The sequence below is a fragment of the Mycobacterium sp. E1214 genome (assembly GCF_001666755.1).
Classification (GTDB): domain Bacteria; phylum Actinomycetota; class Actinomycetes; order Mycobacteriales; family Mycobacteriaceae; genus Mycobacterium.
Window position 1 is genome coordinate 1 of sequence record NZ_LZJC01000140.1, and the last position, 11,894, is coordinate 11,894.

General features: G+C 68.7%; 12 protein-coding genes and 2 pseudogenes. 9 read left to right on the forward strand and 5 right to left on the reverse strand.

Annotated features, from left to right (window positions below; all coding sequences use genetic code 11):
• Nucleotides 1-59 precede the first annotated feature (59 nt).
• Nucleotides 60-107, forward strand: a pseudogene (locus tag A5700_RS27455) (hypothetical protein); the annotation flags it as partial.
• A 47-nt stretch (nucleotides 108-154) separates the two neighbouring features.
• Here A5700_RS27455 and A5700_RS19420 read toward each other — a convergent pair.
• Nucleotides 155-421, reverse strand: a pseudogene (locus A5700_RS19420) (ABC transporter permease); the annotation flags it as partial.
• The gene (locus tag A5700_RS19425; protein WP_369828291.1) at nucleotides 418-1,158 is read right to left on the reverse strand and encodes an MlaE family ABC transporter permease; all 741 of its coding nucleotides are present in this window, start codon (nucleotides 1,156-1,158) and stop codon (nucleotides 418-420) included. The pseudogene A5700_RS19420 and the gene A5700_RS19425, both read right to left, overlap by 4 nt.
• Nucleotides 1,159-1,540: 382 nt before the next feature.
• On the opposite strand from A5700_RS19425, the gene A5700_RS19430 reads away from it, so the two are divergent.
• The 3 genes from A5700_RS19430 (at nucleotide 1,541) to A5700_RS19435 (ending at nucleotide 3,780) form a co-directional block, all read left to right on the forward strand.
• Complete coding sequence (locus A5700_RS19430) at nucleotides 1,541-2,344, forward strand: Stf0 family sulfotransferase (RefSeq protein ID WP_068065788.1); 804 nt, start codon at nucleotides 1,541-1,543, stop codon at nucleotides 2,342-2,344.
• Between the two features lie 153 nt (nucleotides 2,345-2,497).
• Entirely contained in the window at nucleotides 2,498-2,659 is a 162-nt protein-coding gene (locus A5700_RS26200) for a hypothetical protein (protein WP_156671303.1), read from the forward strand.
• The gene (locus A5700_RS19435; RefSeq protein WP_068065784.1) at nucleotides 2,653-3,780 is read left to right on the forward strand and encodes a YeiH family protein; all 1,128 of its coding nucleotides are present in this window, start codon (nucleotides 2,653-2,655) and stop codon (nucleotides 3,778-3,780) included. Before A5700_RS26200 ends, A5700_RS19435 begins: the two co-directional genes overlap by 7 nt.
• Before the next feature lie 64 nt (nucleotides 3,781-3,844).
• Here the strand turns inward: A5700_RS19435 and A5700_RS19440 are convergent, their stop codons facing one another.
• Together A5700_RS19440 and A5700_RS19445 are read right to left on the reverse strand one after the other, a co-directional pair.
• Nucleotides 3,845-5,884 (reverse strand): family 2A encapsulin nanocompartment cargo protein cysteine desulfurase, encoded by a 2,040-nt coding sequence (locus tag A5700_RS19440; protein WP_068065781.1) that lies wholly within the window; start codon nucleotides 5,882-5,884, stop codon nucleotides 3,845-3,847.
• Nucleotides 5,871-6,794 (reverse strand): family 2A encapsulin nanocompartment shell protein, encoded by a 924-nt coding sequence (locus A5700_RS19445; protein ID WP_068065778.1) that lies wholly within the window; start codon nucleotides 6,792-6,794, stop codon nucleotides 5,871-5,873. The genes A5700_RS19440 and A5700_RS19445 overlap by 14 nt, the downstream gene beginning before the upstream one ends.
• Before the next feature lie 359 nt (nucleotides 6,795-7,153).
• Between A5700_RS19445 and A5700_RS19450 the strand changes: the two genes are divergently transcribed.
• From A5700_RS19450 to A5700_RS19470, 5 genes are all read left to right on the forward strand, one after another.
• A complete protein-coding gene (locus A5700_RS19450) occupies nucleotides 7,154-8,431 on the forward strand; it encodes a TQXA domain-containing protein (RefSeq protein WP_068065773.1) in 1,278 nt (425 codons plus the stop codon).
• A gap of 9 nt (nucleotides 8,432-8,440) precedes the next feature.
• Nucleotides 8,441-9,373: a cysteine synthase A gene (cysK, locus tag A5700_RS19455; RefSeq protein ID WP_068065770.1), complete on the forward strand. Its 933-nt coding sequence runs from the start codon at nucleotides 8,441-8,443 to the stop codon at nucleotides 9,371-9,373.
• Nucleotide 9,374: 1 nt separating this feature from the next.
• Complete coding sequence (cysE, locus tag A5700_RS19460) at nucleotides 9,375-10,055, forward strand: serine O-acetyltransferase (protein WP_068065767.1); 681 nt, start codon at nucleotides 9,375-9,377, stop codon at nucleotides 10,053-10,055.
• A 59-nt stretch (nucleotides 10,056-10,114) separates the two neighbouring features.
• Nucleotides 10,115-10,525, forward strand: coding sequence for a thioredoxin family protein (locus A5700_RS19465; protein WP_369828292.1), 411 nt, complete (start codon nucleotides 10,115-10,117; stop codon nucleotides 10,523-10,525).
• Nucleotides 10,526-10,776: 251 nt separating this feature from the next.
• Nucleotides 10,777-11,061: an ANTAR domain-containing protein gene (locus A5700_RS19470; protein ID WP_068065762.1), complete on the forward strand. Its 285-nt coding sequence runs from the start codon at nucleotides 10,777-10,779 to the stop codon at nucleotides 11,059-11,061.
• A gap of 4 nt (nucleotides 11,062-11,065) precedes the next feature.
• On the opposite strand, the gene A5700_RS19475 is transcribed toward A5700_RS19470, so the two are convergent.
• Nucleotides 11,066-11,893, reverse strand: coding sequence for an ABC transporter permease (locus tag A5700_RS19475; protein WP_156671308.1), 828 nt, complete (start codon nucleotides 11,891-11,893; stop codon nucleotides 11,066-11,068).
• Nucleotide 11,894 lies beyond the last annotated feature (1 nt).

Below are 11,894 nucleotides of genomic sequence, written 5' to 3' on the forward strand. Positions count from 1 at the left end.
TGGCCGTCATCGGTGGAACCGTCGGCATCATCGGTTTCCTCACGCTGACCACCGGCGCCCTGGTCGCGGTGCAGGGCTACGACACCCTGTCCAACATCGGTGTCGAGGCGATGACCGGCTTCCTGTCGGCGTTTCTGAACGTCCGGATGATCGCGCCCTGCACCGCGACCAGGGCGCCGGTGGTCAGCGTGAGGAAACCGATGATGCCGACGGTTCCACCGATGACGGCCAAAGCGCCTGTGCCCATCCCCATTTCGGCGATCAACCGCAACAGCTCACCCGGGTAGCGGCGCACCGCGTCGACGGTGGCGGCCAGGGACTGCCCGTAGAAAACGGTCTGCTCGCCCAACTTGCGGGTCGAGGCCACCAGCCTGGGCCCGACGGTGACGAACCACGGCGGTTCGCCTGCGACGCCGGTCATTTCGCCGTGACCTTCACGCCGAGCGCGGTGGTGAGGATGTTGATGAAAAACAGCGCCATGAACGAGAAAACGACCGTCTCGTTCACCGCGTTGCCGACCCCGGTGGGGCCGCCGCCCACCGACAAGCCCTTGTAGCAGGCGATCAGGCCCGCGGACAGCCCGAACAAGGTCGCCTTGATCAACGAGATCACCACCTGCGGAAGGCCGGTCACCAACGTCATGCCCGCGATGAACGCACCCGGGGTGACGTGCTGGACGAAGACCACGAAGACGTAGCTGCCGGTCAACCCGGTCACTGCGACCACCGAGTAGAGCAGGACGGCGACGAAGGTGGCGGCGATGATGCGCGGAACAACAAGCGCCTGAATGGGGTTGATGCCGATCACCTTCATGGCATCGATCTCCTCATTGATCGTGCGCGCGCCCAAATCGGCGCACATGGCCGTCGAGCCGGCACCCGAGACCACCATGGCGGTGACGACCGGCCCGACCTGCGTGACCGATGCCAGGCCGGCGCCGGCGCCGGACAGATCCCCGGCACCGATCTCGACGAGCAGAATGTTGAGCACGAACACGATGAGGACGGTGTAGGGAATCGACAGCATGATCGTCGGAAAGATGGATACCCGGGCGACGAACCAAATCTGTTCGAGCACTTCGCGCCACGCCCACGGCCCGCGCACCATGGCGCCGAGCGCCTCGGCGCAGAGCAGGAAGAATTGGCCCAGCGCGTTCATCGGCTTGGCCAGGCTCTGGCCATTCACCGAGCTGACCCAACCCGACGGCGGCCTTTCCGACTCACTGAAGACCCCCATTGTTCGTAACACGGTTATCCGTGCGTAACTAGCCGCTCGCGACGAGAACAGCGCTACTTACGCGCGGCCACCGTGGCACGTCGCGCACTAGGTTCCAGGAATCTACGGGCAACCCAGCCCGCACCGTCAGGTTTGCGCTCATCGAGATGCAATGTCACGAAGTGATCACGCGGCGCGCGTGCCGCAATGGGGCGGCACTTCGATCGCCACAGTTCGGGCAACGACGCTGTCCGGCAAGGGTTTCCCTCAGGGTGAGCCGAACGGACCCGCTCCGGGGCCCGCCCCGTCTGGTTAGACTTCCCGCGTGACCGATCACCCGTCGTCATACCTGGTGCTGGCCTCCCAGCGCAGCGGCAGCACGCTGCTGGTCGAATCGCTGCGCGCGACCGGCGTCGCTGGTGAACCGCAGGAGTTCTTCCAGTACCTGCCGACCACCAGCCAGGCCCCACAGCCCCGGGAGTGGTTCGCCGGTGTCGAAGACGAGACCATCCTGAGCCTGCTGGACCCGCTCGACGCCGGGACACCCGACCTGGCGCCGGCCGACGTCTGGCGCAGTTACATCCGCACCGTCGGCAAGACCCCGAACGGCGTGTGGGGCGGCAAGCTGATGTGGAACCAGACCCCGTTGCTGCTCAGTCGCGCCCAGGGTTTGCCCGACCGTAGCGGCGAGGGGCTGCGCGCTGCGATCCGCGACGTCGTGGGCGAGGAGCCGCTCTACATCTACGTCTACCGGCCCGACGCGGTGTCGCAGGCCGTGTCCTTTTGGCGCGCCGTACAAACCCGCGTGTGGCGGGGCCGCCCCGACCCGGTTCGCGATGCCCGCGCCACCTATCACGCCGGTGCCATCGCGCACGTGGTCACCATGCTGCGGGCCCAAGACGAGGGCTGGCGGAAGTGGTTCGCCGAGGAAGGCGTGGAGCCCCTCGAGATCCCCTATCCCGTGTTGTGGCGCAACCTGACTCAAGTGGTGGCGACCATCCTCGAATCGTTGGGCCTGGATCCGCAGCTGGCGCCCGAGCCGGTGCTGGAACGCCAGGCCGACAAGCGTTCCGACGACTGGGTCGACCGCTATCGCGCCGATGCCGAGGAACAGGGTCTGCCGACCTGACGCGTGGTCGCCGCCCGCCGTTCTGCGCCGCTCGACCGCAGCTGCGGCGCTAGATTCACCCCGATCCAATAACTTGGCTCCCCCGGTCCCGCGGGCAACCATTCCGACAAGGGCGCGCCGACGAGGGGCCCCCCGAAACCAAGAGGAGTGCTCGTGGTGGTGCAAGGCGCACCGGAAGGCGATGGCGGCGGCCCGGATACGCCGCGACGGAACGGCTGGCTGACGCGGCTCGGCGAAGATTGGTGGGCGACCATCCTGGCCGGCGTGATCACCGCGCTGGCGGTGGCAGGCGTGCTCCCGAAGATTCCGTGGTGACCCGGGTGAGCACCGTCAGCGTCGAACCGGACGAGACCACCGACGCCACCTTCACCAGCGCCAGGCCACTGGACTACGTTCCGGGCCTGTTGCTGCTGGTCGCGGTGGGCGTGCTGGGCAAGTACGCGCAGATCTGGTGGAATTCGACTGCCAAGCACCATCATTGGACCGTTCCGGACATCGAGTACGTGCTGTGGGCAATCGTCATCGGCCTGATCATCACCAACACCGTCGGCCTGCACCGGGTATTCCGGCCCGGGGTGCTGACCTATCAGTTCTGGCTCAAGGTCGGCATCGTCGCGCTCGGCTCGCGCTTCGTGCTGGGCGACATCGCCAAGCTCGGCGCCACCAGCCTGGTGCAGATCCTGGTGGACATGGTGATCGCGGGAACGATCATCATCTTCGCCGCCCGCGCGTTCGGCCTGTCCGGCAAGCTCGGTTCGCTGCTGGCCATCGGGACGTCCATCTGCGGGGTGTCGGCCATCGTGGCGGCCAAGGGCGCGATCCGGGCCCGCAACTCCGACGTCGGTTACGCCATCGCGGCGATTCTCGCGCTGGGCGCGGTGTCGCTGTTCGTGTTGCCACCGCTGGGACACGCGATCGGGCTGACCGACCACGAATTCGGGTTGTGGGCGGGCCTGTCGGTGGACAACACCGCCGAGACGACGGCCACCGGCTACCTGTATTCGGATCACGCGGGCAAGATCGCCGTGCTGGTGAAGTCGACCCGCAACGCGCTCATCGGGTTCGTCGTGCTCGGCTTCGCGCTGTATTGGGCCGGACGCGGCGAGGCCGACGAGATCGCGCCGGGAGCGCGGGCGAAGGCCGCGTTCGTGTGGGCCAAATTCCCGAAGTTCGTGCTGGGATTTTTGGCGGTGTCGGCGATCGCGACGGCCGGCTGGTTGAGCAAGGGCCAGACCGCCAACCTGGCCAACGTGTCCAAGTGGGCGTTCCTGCTGACCTTCGCGGGCGTCGGGCTCACCACCGACATCCGCCAGATCGCCCGCACCGGTTGGCGCCCGCTGGCCGTCGCGGTCATCGGCCTCACCGTCGTCGCCACCGTGTCGCTGGGTATCGTGCTGTTGACCTCGCGCGTATTCGGTTGGAGCGCAGGCACTTAAACCGACACCCAGAAAAGCCCGCCTACGCTTTCCGGCGCAGGCGGGCTTTTCGCTCGAAGGTCCGTCAGCCGATCGCCGCGCCGCCCTCGGCGATCCTGCGCACCGCCCTGAGGAACACGTCGATCTCGTCGAACGTGTTGTAGAAGGCGAACGACGGCCGCACGGTGGCCTCCAGGCCCAGGCGCCGCAACGCCGGCTGAGCGCAGTGGTGCCCGGCCCGCACGGCGATGCCCTCGGCGTTGAGGGCCTTGCCCACCTCGAGCGGCTCGTGCCCGGCCAACACGAACGACAACACGCTGGCCTTCTCCGTCGCGGTGCCGACCAGGCGCACACCGGGGATGTCGGCCAGCCGCGGTGTGGCGTATTCGAGCAGCGCGTGCTCGTAGGCGGCGATGCGCTCGACACCGAGCCGCTGCACGTAGCGCAGCGCCTCGGTGAGCCCGACGGCGTCGGCGATGTTGCCGGTGCCCGCCTCGAACTTGACAGGTGGCCCCTGGTACAGCGACCGTTCCAGGGTGACGTCGGCGATCATGTGCCCCCCGCCCTGCCAGGGCGGGGTCTCGGTGAGCGCGTCCGTGGTGCCGTAGAGCGCGCCGATGCCGGTCGGCCCGTAGATCTTGTGGCCCGAGAACACGTAGAAATCGGCGCCCAGCGCGGCGACATCGGTCGGGATGTGCTGGATGGACTGGGCGCCGTCGATGAGCACCCGCGCGCCGTAGCGATGCCCCAACTCCACGATCTTGTCCACCGGCACCACCGTGCCCAACGCGTTGGACACCTGGCTCGCGGCCACCAGCTTGGTCCGCGGACCGAGCAACTGCTCGAACTCGTTGAGCAACAGGTTGCCCGCGTCGTCGATCGGCGCGACCTTGAGGACCGCACCGGTTTTCTGCGAAATCAATTGCCAGGGAACGATGTTCGCGTGGTGTTCGAGGTGGGTGATGACGATCTCGTCACCCGGTTGCAGGTGCTTGCCGCCCCATGCGTGCGCCACCAGGTTGATCGCCTCGGTGGTGCCGCGGGTGAACACGATGTTCTCCGAGCTCGGCGCGCCGATGAAGTCGGCCACGGTGTCGCGGGCCTCCTCGTAGGCGTCCGTGGCCCGCGCCGCCAGTTCGTGCGCGGCGCGGTGGATGTTGGAGTTCTCGTGGCTGTAGAAGCGCACCAGGCGATCGATCACCACCTGGGGCTTCTGGGTGGTCGCGGCGTTGTCGAACCAGATCAGCGGCTTGCCGTTGATCACTTCGGCGAGAATCGGAAAGTCCGCCCGGATCGCGTTGACCTCGAACACCTCGTGTTCGTCGGGCAGTCGCGGTATCGGCCCCGCGCCCGTCAGGAAGTGATAGTTGCCCTCGTCCCCCGCGCCCGGCGCGGCCGCGGACGCGGCATCGGACCAGCCCAGGTCGCCGACTCCCGGCGCTCCCGGCAGCCAGGACGGCGATTCGCCCCGGGGGGCCACCGGCGCGGCGGCCGGGGCGGCGCCGGCCAGCACTCCGGGCACCGTCGGAACGATGCCCTGGCTGGGCACGGCGTACGCACCGAAGTCGGTGGGCACCGCGAAGGGATGCGCGGTACCCGCCGCTGCCGCGGCCGTCGGGTCGAGGCCGCCGCCCCAGGGCGCGACCGGCAGCGTCTGCGGCGGTGCGTCCGGCTGCGGGGAGGTCGGCGCCGGGACGTAGACGTCCCGAAAGCCCACCAGGGGAACGGGATTCGAATACACGTCGGCCGCGCCCGCCGCCGTGCGCCCGGTCGACGTGGGGGTGGTGGCGTCGGGAACGCTGCCGCGCGGTGCGACCGGCACCGTCTGTGGCGGGGTCTCGAGCGACGGCGACGTCGCGGCGGGCAGGTAGACGTCGGAGCCACCGGCCAGCGGCGCCGGCGACGGGTAGGCGTCGGCGGTGCCCGCCGCGGTCCGCGCGGCGGACGTCGCGGCGGTCACGTCCGGCACGCTGCCCCGCGGCGCGACCGGTGCCGACTGCGGGGGGCTGTCGGGACCGGGCCGGATGCTGGCCGCATACAGCTGGCTGGCCAGCGCGGCCAGTTCCGCGGCGCTGATCGGCAGGTCGCTTTCGGCGTCTACCGCGCGGTACTCACTTGTACTCATGGAACTGGTCCACGGCGACGCCGTCGAGCACGGCGAGCGCGTCGTCGGTCAGGACAGCCAGGGATGTGTACAGGGTGACCAGGTAGGTCGCGATCGCCGACTGGTTGATGCCGGTGAATCGGACGGAGAGCCCCGGCGCCTGCTCGCCCACCAGACCGGGCTGGAACAGGCCGACCACGCCCTGGCGCTCCTCACCGGTGCGCGCCAGGATGATCTTGGTCTTGCCGTCCTCCACCGGCACCTTGTCCGACGGGATCAGCGGGATGCCGCGCCACGTGATGAATTGCGCCCCAAAAAGATTCACGACGACGGGCGGTACGCCGCGGTAGGTGGCCTCGCGGCCGAACGCCGCGATGCCCAGCGGGTGGGTGAGGAAGAAGCTGGGCGTCTTCCAGACTTTGGTGATCAGCGCGTCCAGATCGTCGGGGGTGGGAGCGCCGACCCGGGTCTGGATGGTCTGTTCGGGCGTCGCCTGGGCGAGCAGCCCATATTCGGGGCTGTTGATCAGCTCGAACTCCTGGCGCTCCTTGATGGTCTCGATCGTCAGCCGCAACTGCTGGGTGATCTGGTCGTGGGGGCTGGAGTACAAGTCGGAGACCCGGGTGTGGATGTCGACCAGGGTGGAGATGCTGCGCAGCGTGTATTCGCGGGGGCTGGTCTCGTAATCGACGTAGGTCTCGGGCAGGGGCTCGTCGGTGCCGGCGCCGGCCTCGGCCTTGATGGCGACCTGCTCCGGGTTGACCACGCGGTTCACCCGGTAGATGCCCGCCTCCACCGGCACCCAGCTCAACAGGTGCAGCAGGAATCGGGGCGTGATCGTCGAAAGCTGCGGGACGGTCTTGGTCGCGTTCGCGAGTTGCCTGGCGGCAAGATCGCCGAGGGTCTGAGACTCGCTCTGAGCCGACGTCATGATGGTCCTTTCGTTTCCGTGGAAAACACCAGGGCGGTAGTGGTCGAATTCACCCGCGAAATACAATCTCGCCGAGCCGCGGCAAGTGTAAAACTCAGTGAGAATTTTTTCGCGCTGTCCGGCTTATCCGCAGGCCGGACGAGCCCGCGCACATCATGCCCTATGATGGGCCGCATGCACCAAGCCCCACAGCTGCGCCGTATGCCCTCGCGCTGTCTTGCTGTGTGCTGTTGTCGCTGTTGTTGATTGCCTGATTCGGCCATTCTCGCGTTCTAATCGTCGCGCTTTTTTCGCTGACGGGTGATATTCGCCCTCGCGCATAGCGCGCAACTCTCGAACTTCAGGAAGAACAGCAACCCATGACAGTGTTGTCCATACCGCCACGCGCCTCGGCGCCCGTGACGACCCGTCGCCGCGTCCTGGTCCGGCCCACCACCGAGGTCACCCGCATGACGCGTTATCGCGGCGGCACCTACTCGCACACCGTCGACACCATCGAGTTCGTCGACGGCAGCCGGGCGCGCACCGACCTGATCCGGCTCAACCCGAACCTGCGTGCCTACTCGCTGGATTTCTGCGGCATCGCACCCGACCGACCGACGCGCTACCGCCTGGGCACCTGGTCCACCCTGCCCCATCTGCACACCCGCGGGCATGAGGCCGAGGTCGACTGGATCCTGCGCAACTCCTTCCCGATGCGCACGACAGCGCAGTTGAGTGGGCAGTTGCGCGCCGCCGGGTACCTGCAGGGCCCGGCCAACATCAGCGAGCACCACGCCATCGCCGCCACGCAGGCCGCGATCTGGCAGTTCACCAACGGCCTCGCGCTCGACACCCGGCCCCGCAATGTCCCGGTGCGGGTGCAGCGCGGTCCCGGGCCGTCGCTGACCTTCGAATTCGACGGCGAACCGCAGCTGGGCGGCTACTCGGTGTGGACGGAGGCCGCCGGGCCCGTGCACCTGCGCTTGCAAAAATCCACCAATGGGACTGTCTGGCAGGACGTTTCGGGTTCTCACCTGACGGTGGACGCGGGCGCCGGCCGCCACCAGCGGACGCTGGGCGTCGGCAGCACGCTGTCGGCCAGCCGGCACGGCCGCGCCGGCAGCGGCTACCGCCACTACCGGTTGCTCGCCACGGCACAGGGCGGCGATCCGACGATCGACGAGGTGCGATTCTGGCTGACCGATACCCGCCACTACCGCAACGCCGACATGGTCGTGCACCTGTACAACTACCTGATCGACGGGGCGCGCAACGCGGCGCGCGGCGCGGACGAACTCCGGCTGGTCGAACACCAGGCGACCGCCGACTCGCACCTGGTGGGCCCGTTTCAGGTGCCAATCCCGTTGGCCCTCAGCGTCACTGAGGGACACACGCTGGTCGACGCCGACGGCGCGGTGATTCGCGATATTGTTGAGCCCGGCAGCGATTTCTACCTCCGTCCGGCACCAGGCACATCGGCAACGACAATGACAGCAAAGACAGCGCACAACCTCACCGGTCGCGTACTGACCGGGGTGGCCCTGGACGGCGCGCCGTACCGACTGACCCCCATCGCCCTGACCGTACCCACAGATGTAGCCATCGAATTCGACATCATCTGGCAGGCGAACGAGCCCTGTTCCGACACCGCTTAAGGGAGCTTCATGAGCATCGCGCAGGACGTCACACAGCTCATCGGCAATACGCCGCTGGTCCGGCTGAACCGGGTCACCGAGGGGGCGGTGGCCGACGTCGTCGCCAAGCTCGAGTTCTTCAACCCGGCGAACAGCGTCAAGGACCGCATCGGCGTGGCGATGCTCGACGCGGCCGAGGAGGCCGGCCTGCTCAAGCCGGACACCATCGTCTTGGAGCCGACGAGCGGCAACACCGGCATCGCGCTGGCGATGGTCTGCGCCGCGCGCGGCTACCGGTGCGTGCTGACCATGCCCGAGACGATGAGCACTGAGCGACGAATGCTGTTGCGCGCCTTCGGCGCCGAGATCGTGCTGACCCCCGGCGCCGAGGGCATGGCCGGCGCCATCGCCAAAGCCGAGGAGCTGGCCAAGAACGACCAGCGCTACTTCATCCCCCAGCAGTTCGAGAACCCCGCCAACCCGGCGATCCACCGCAGGACCACCGCCGAGGAGGTGTGGCGCGACACCGAGGGCAAGGTCGACTTCTTCGTCGCGGGCGTGGGCACCGGCGGCACCCTGACCGGCGTCGCCCAGGTGATCAAGGAACGCAAGCCGTCGACGAAGTTCGTCGCGGTCGAGCCCGCCGCCTCGGCGGTGCTCTCCGGCGGCCAGAAGGGGCCGCACCCCATCCAGGGCATCGGCGCCGGGTTCGTGCCGCCCGTGCTCGCGACCGACCTGGTCGACGAGATCATCCCGGTCGGCAACGAGGACTCGCTATCCATGGCCCGACGGCTGGCCCGGGAAGAGGGGCTGCTGGTCGGCATCTCCTCCGGCGCGGCCGTCGTCGCCGCCCTGCAGGTGGCCCGCCGCCCCGAGAACGCCGGAAAGCTCGTCGTGGTGGTGCTGCCGAGCTTCGGTGAGCGCTATCTGAGCACCCCGCTCTTCGCCGATCTGGCGGATTGACATGCTTGCCGACATTCGCCGCGACATCCGGGCCGCCAGGGACCGCGACCCGGCCCGGCCGACCACGTTGCAGGTGATCCTTGCGTACCCGGGCGTGCACGCCGTGTGGGGGCACCGGATCAGCCATTGGCTGTGGGGCCGCGGCGCGCGGGTGGCCGCACGGGTCTTTGCCGAGCTCACCCGGATCGGGACCGGGGTCGAGATTCACCCCGGCGCCGTCCTGGGCCCCGGGCTGTTCATCGACCACGCGACCGGCGTGGTGATCGGCGAGACGGCCGAGGTCGGCGAGGACGTCACGATCTACCACGGCGTGACGCTCGGCGGCAGCGGCAAGGAGACCGGCAAGCGCCACCCGACCATCGGTGACCGCGTGGTCATCGGCGCGGGGGCCAAGGTGCTCGGCGCGATCAAGGTGGGCAGCGACAGCCGGATCGGCGCCAACGCCGTCGTCGTCAAGGAGGTTCCCTCCGATGCGGTGGTCGTCGGGGTGCCGGGTCAGGTCATCGGCCGCAGCCGCCCCGCCACCGACGACTCGGGGATGCCCGACCTGGTCGGGGTGAGCCTGCAGTCGCTGCTCACCCGGGTGGCCGAGCTGGAGGCCCGCGTCGACGGCTCGCACACCGACCGCGTCATCCGGCCCCCGAAGGGCGGGGTCTGGTATGGCGAGGACTTCTCGATCTGACGGGCTGAGGCGATGACTTCCAGCGCGTGCACCGCACCAGGCGGTCCGGCGTGAGCGCGATGACGATCGCCGCGGTGGCGATCATCGTCACGCTGCTCGCCGCCGGGGCGGTGGGCGTCGTGATGAACCGGCGATCGGGCGTGTTGCGGCAGACCGCGCCCGCCGCGGAGCAGGACACCTCGGATTTGGGCTTGTCGCACAGCGGTCCGACGGTCGTGCATTTCAGCGCCGACTGGTGCGGGCCCTGCGCGTCGGTGCGCCGCGTGGTGGACCAGGTCTGCGCGGACCTGCCCGACGTCGCGCACGTCGAGATCGACATCGACGCCAATCCGGGTGCGGCCAAGCGGTTTTCGGTGCTGTCGCTGCCGACCACGTTCATCTTCGACGCCGACGGCCGGCAGCGGTACCGCACCGCCGGCGTGCCGAAAGCGGCGGACCTGCGTTCGGCGCTGGAGCCCCTGCTCGCCTGAGGTGCGTGCAGCGGGCCGGCGGGTTACCTGCCCGCCACCTTTAAATCGCCTGAGAGTCAAATACTTTCACTTCGTCATAGGCGGTGCCCTGACGTATAGTCAGGTGATGCACCAGCATGCAACGACGGCCGCGGCCTTTTCGTGTCGCGTCGCCGCGCGCTGTTGCTAGTGGCCTTTCACTGTTTCGTCACGACTCACCTTTGCGGCGGCGATGCCGCATGTCAGGCATCCACGACCGAGGAGATTCGACCATGATCGACGGGCTTACCAGCAGGGCACCGGTCAACCAACACCGCCGCGACACCACACGCGTGCTCGACATGGCGGTGGGCATCCTCATCGGGTGGCGCCGGTGCAGCGTCGACGCCGCGTTCGGCGAGTTGATCAACGCCAGCGAGCGGCACGGGGTCGGCGTCTTCGCCATGGCTTCGGGCCTGGTCGCCCTGGCCACCCGGCACGCCGAGGCCCCAGGCGCCGCCGGCAACGCGGCCCAGGTGGCCGCCGAACGCGAGTGGGGCCTGAACTACCTGCTGTGAGGGGTCAGGCGTTGACGGGGGCGGCGCGACCGGAGCGGCGCGGCGCGAGCAGCCGCCGCGCGGCGAGGTCCATGCCGAAACCCAGCACCCCGATGACCACGATCACCGCCACCACCTGGTCATAGGCGAGCTGGTCGCGGGCGTTGAGGATTTGGTAGCCCAAACCCGAACGGACGCCCAACATTTCGGCCGGGACCAGCACCACCCAGGCGATGCCCAACGCGATCCGCAAGCCCGTCAGCACGTGTTGGCGCACGGCCGGCAGCACGACGGCGGTGAGCAGCTCGAGGCGGGTCGCGTGAAACGTTCGGGCGACGTACAAGTACCCCGGTTCGATCGCGTGCACACCCGCGGCGGTGTTGAGCAGGATCGGGAACACGGCGGCGACGGTGATCAGGAAGATCACCGGCTCGTTACCGATGCCGAAGACGGCCACCGCGATCGGCGCCCAGGACAGCGGCGAAATCATCCGGACGAACTGCACCAACGGCAGCATCGCGCGGTCGATCGCCCTGCTCAGCCCCAGCGCCAGGCCGGCGGGGATCCCGAGCACGGTGGCGGTCAGCAACCCGATCACCAACCGCCACAAGCTGATTCCGATGTCACCGGTCAGTACGCCGCGGCCGAACAGGTCGGCCAGCGCAGGCGCCACCTTCTGCGGGGCTGTCTGGCGCAGCAGCGAGTGGGGCGCGGCCAGCACCGTGGTGGTGAGCCACCACAGCCCGATCGCGACAGCGGCCCCGACGATCGGCAGGAGCAGGCGGGCGACGGCGGTGCGCCGGCGCGGTCCCGGGCCCGCGGTGAGCGGCGGCGCAGCGTCGTCGTCGATCATC

Bases quoted from the DNA above. Each gene is read 5' to 3' on its own strand.
- A5700_RS19425 (WP_369828291.1), bottom strand. From the start codon at position 1,158: ATGAACGCGCTGGGCCAATTCTTCCTGCTCTGCGCCGAGGCGCTCGGC.
- A5700_RS19440 (WP_068065781.1), bottom strand. From the start codon at position 5,884: ATGAGTACAAGTGAGTACCGCGCGGTAGACGCCGAAAGCGACCTGCCG.
- A5700_RS19445 (WP_068065778.1), bottom strand. From the start codon at position 6,794: ATGACGTCGGCTCAGAGCGAGTCTCAGACCCTCGGCGATCTTGCCGCC.
- A5700_RS19450 (WP_068065773.1), top strand. From the start codon at position 7,154: ATGACAGTGTTGTCCATACCGCCACGCGCCTCGGCGCCCGTGACGACC.
- cysK (WP_068065770.1), top strand. From the start codon at position 8,441: ATGAGCATCGCGCAGGACGTCACACAGCTCATCGGCAATACGCCGCTG.
- cysE (WP_068065767.1), top strand. From the start codon at position 9,375: ATGCTTGCCGACATTCGCCGCGACATCCGGGCCGCCAGGGACCGCGAC.
- A5700_RS19465 (WP_369828292.1), top strand. From the start codon at position 10,115: ATGACGATCGCCGCGGTGGCGATCATCGTCACGCTGCTCGCCGCCGGG.
- A5700_RS19470 (WP_068065762.1), top strand. From the start codon at position 10,777: ATGATCGACGGGCTTACCAGCAGGGCACCGGTCAACCAACACCGCCGC.
- A5700_RS19475 (WP_156671308.1), bottom strand. From the start codon at position 11,893: ATGATCGACGACGACGCTGCGCCGCCGCTCACCGCGGGCCCGGGACCG.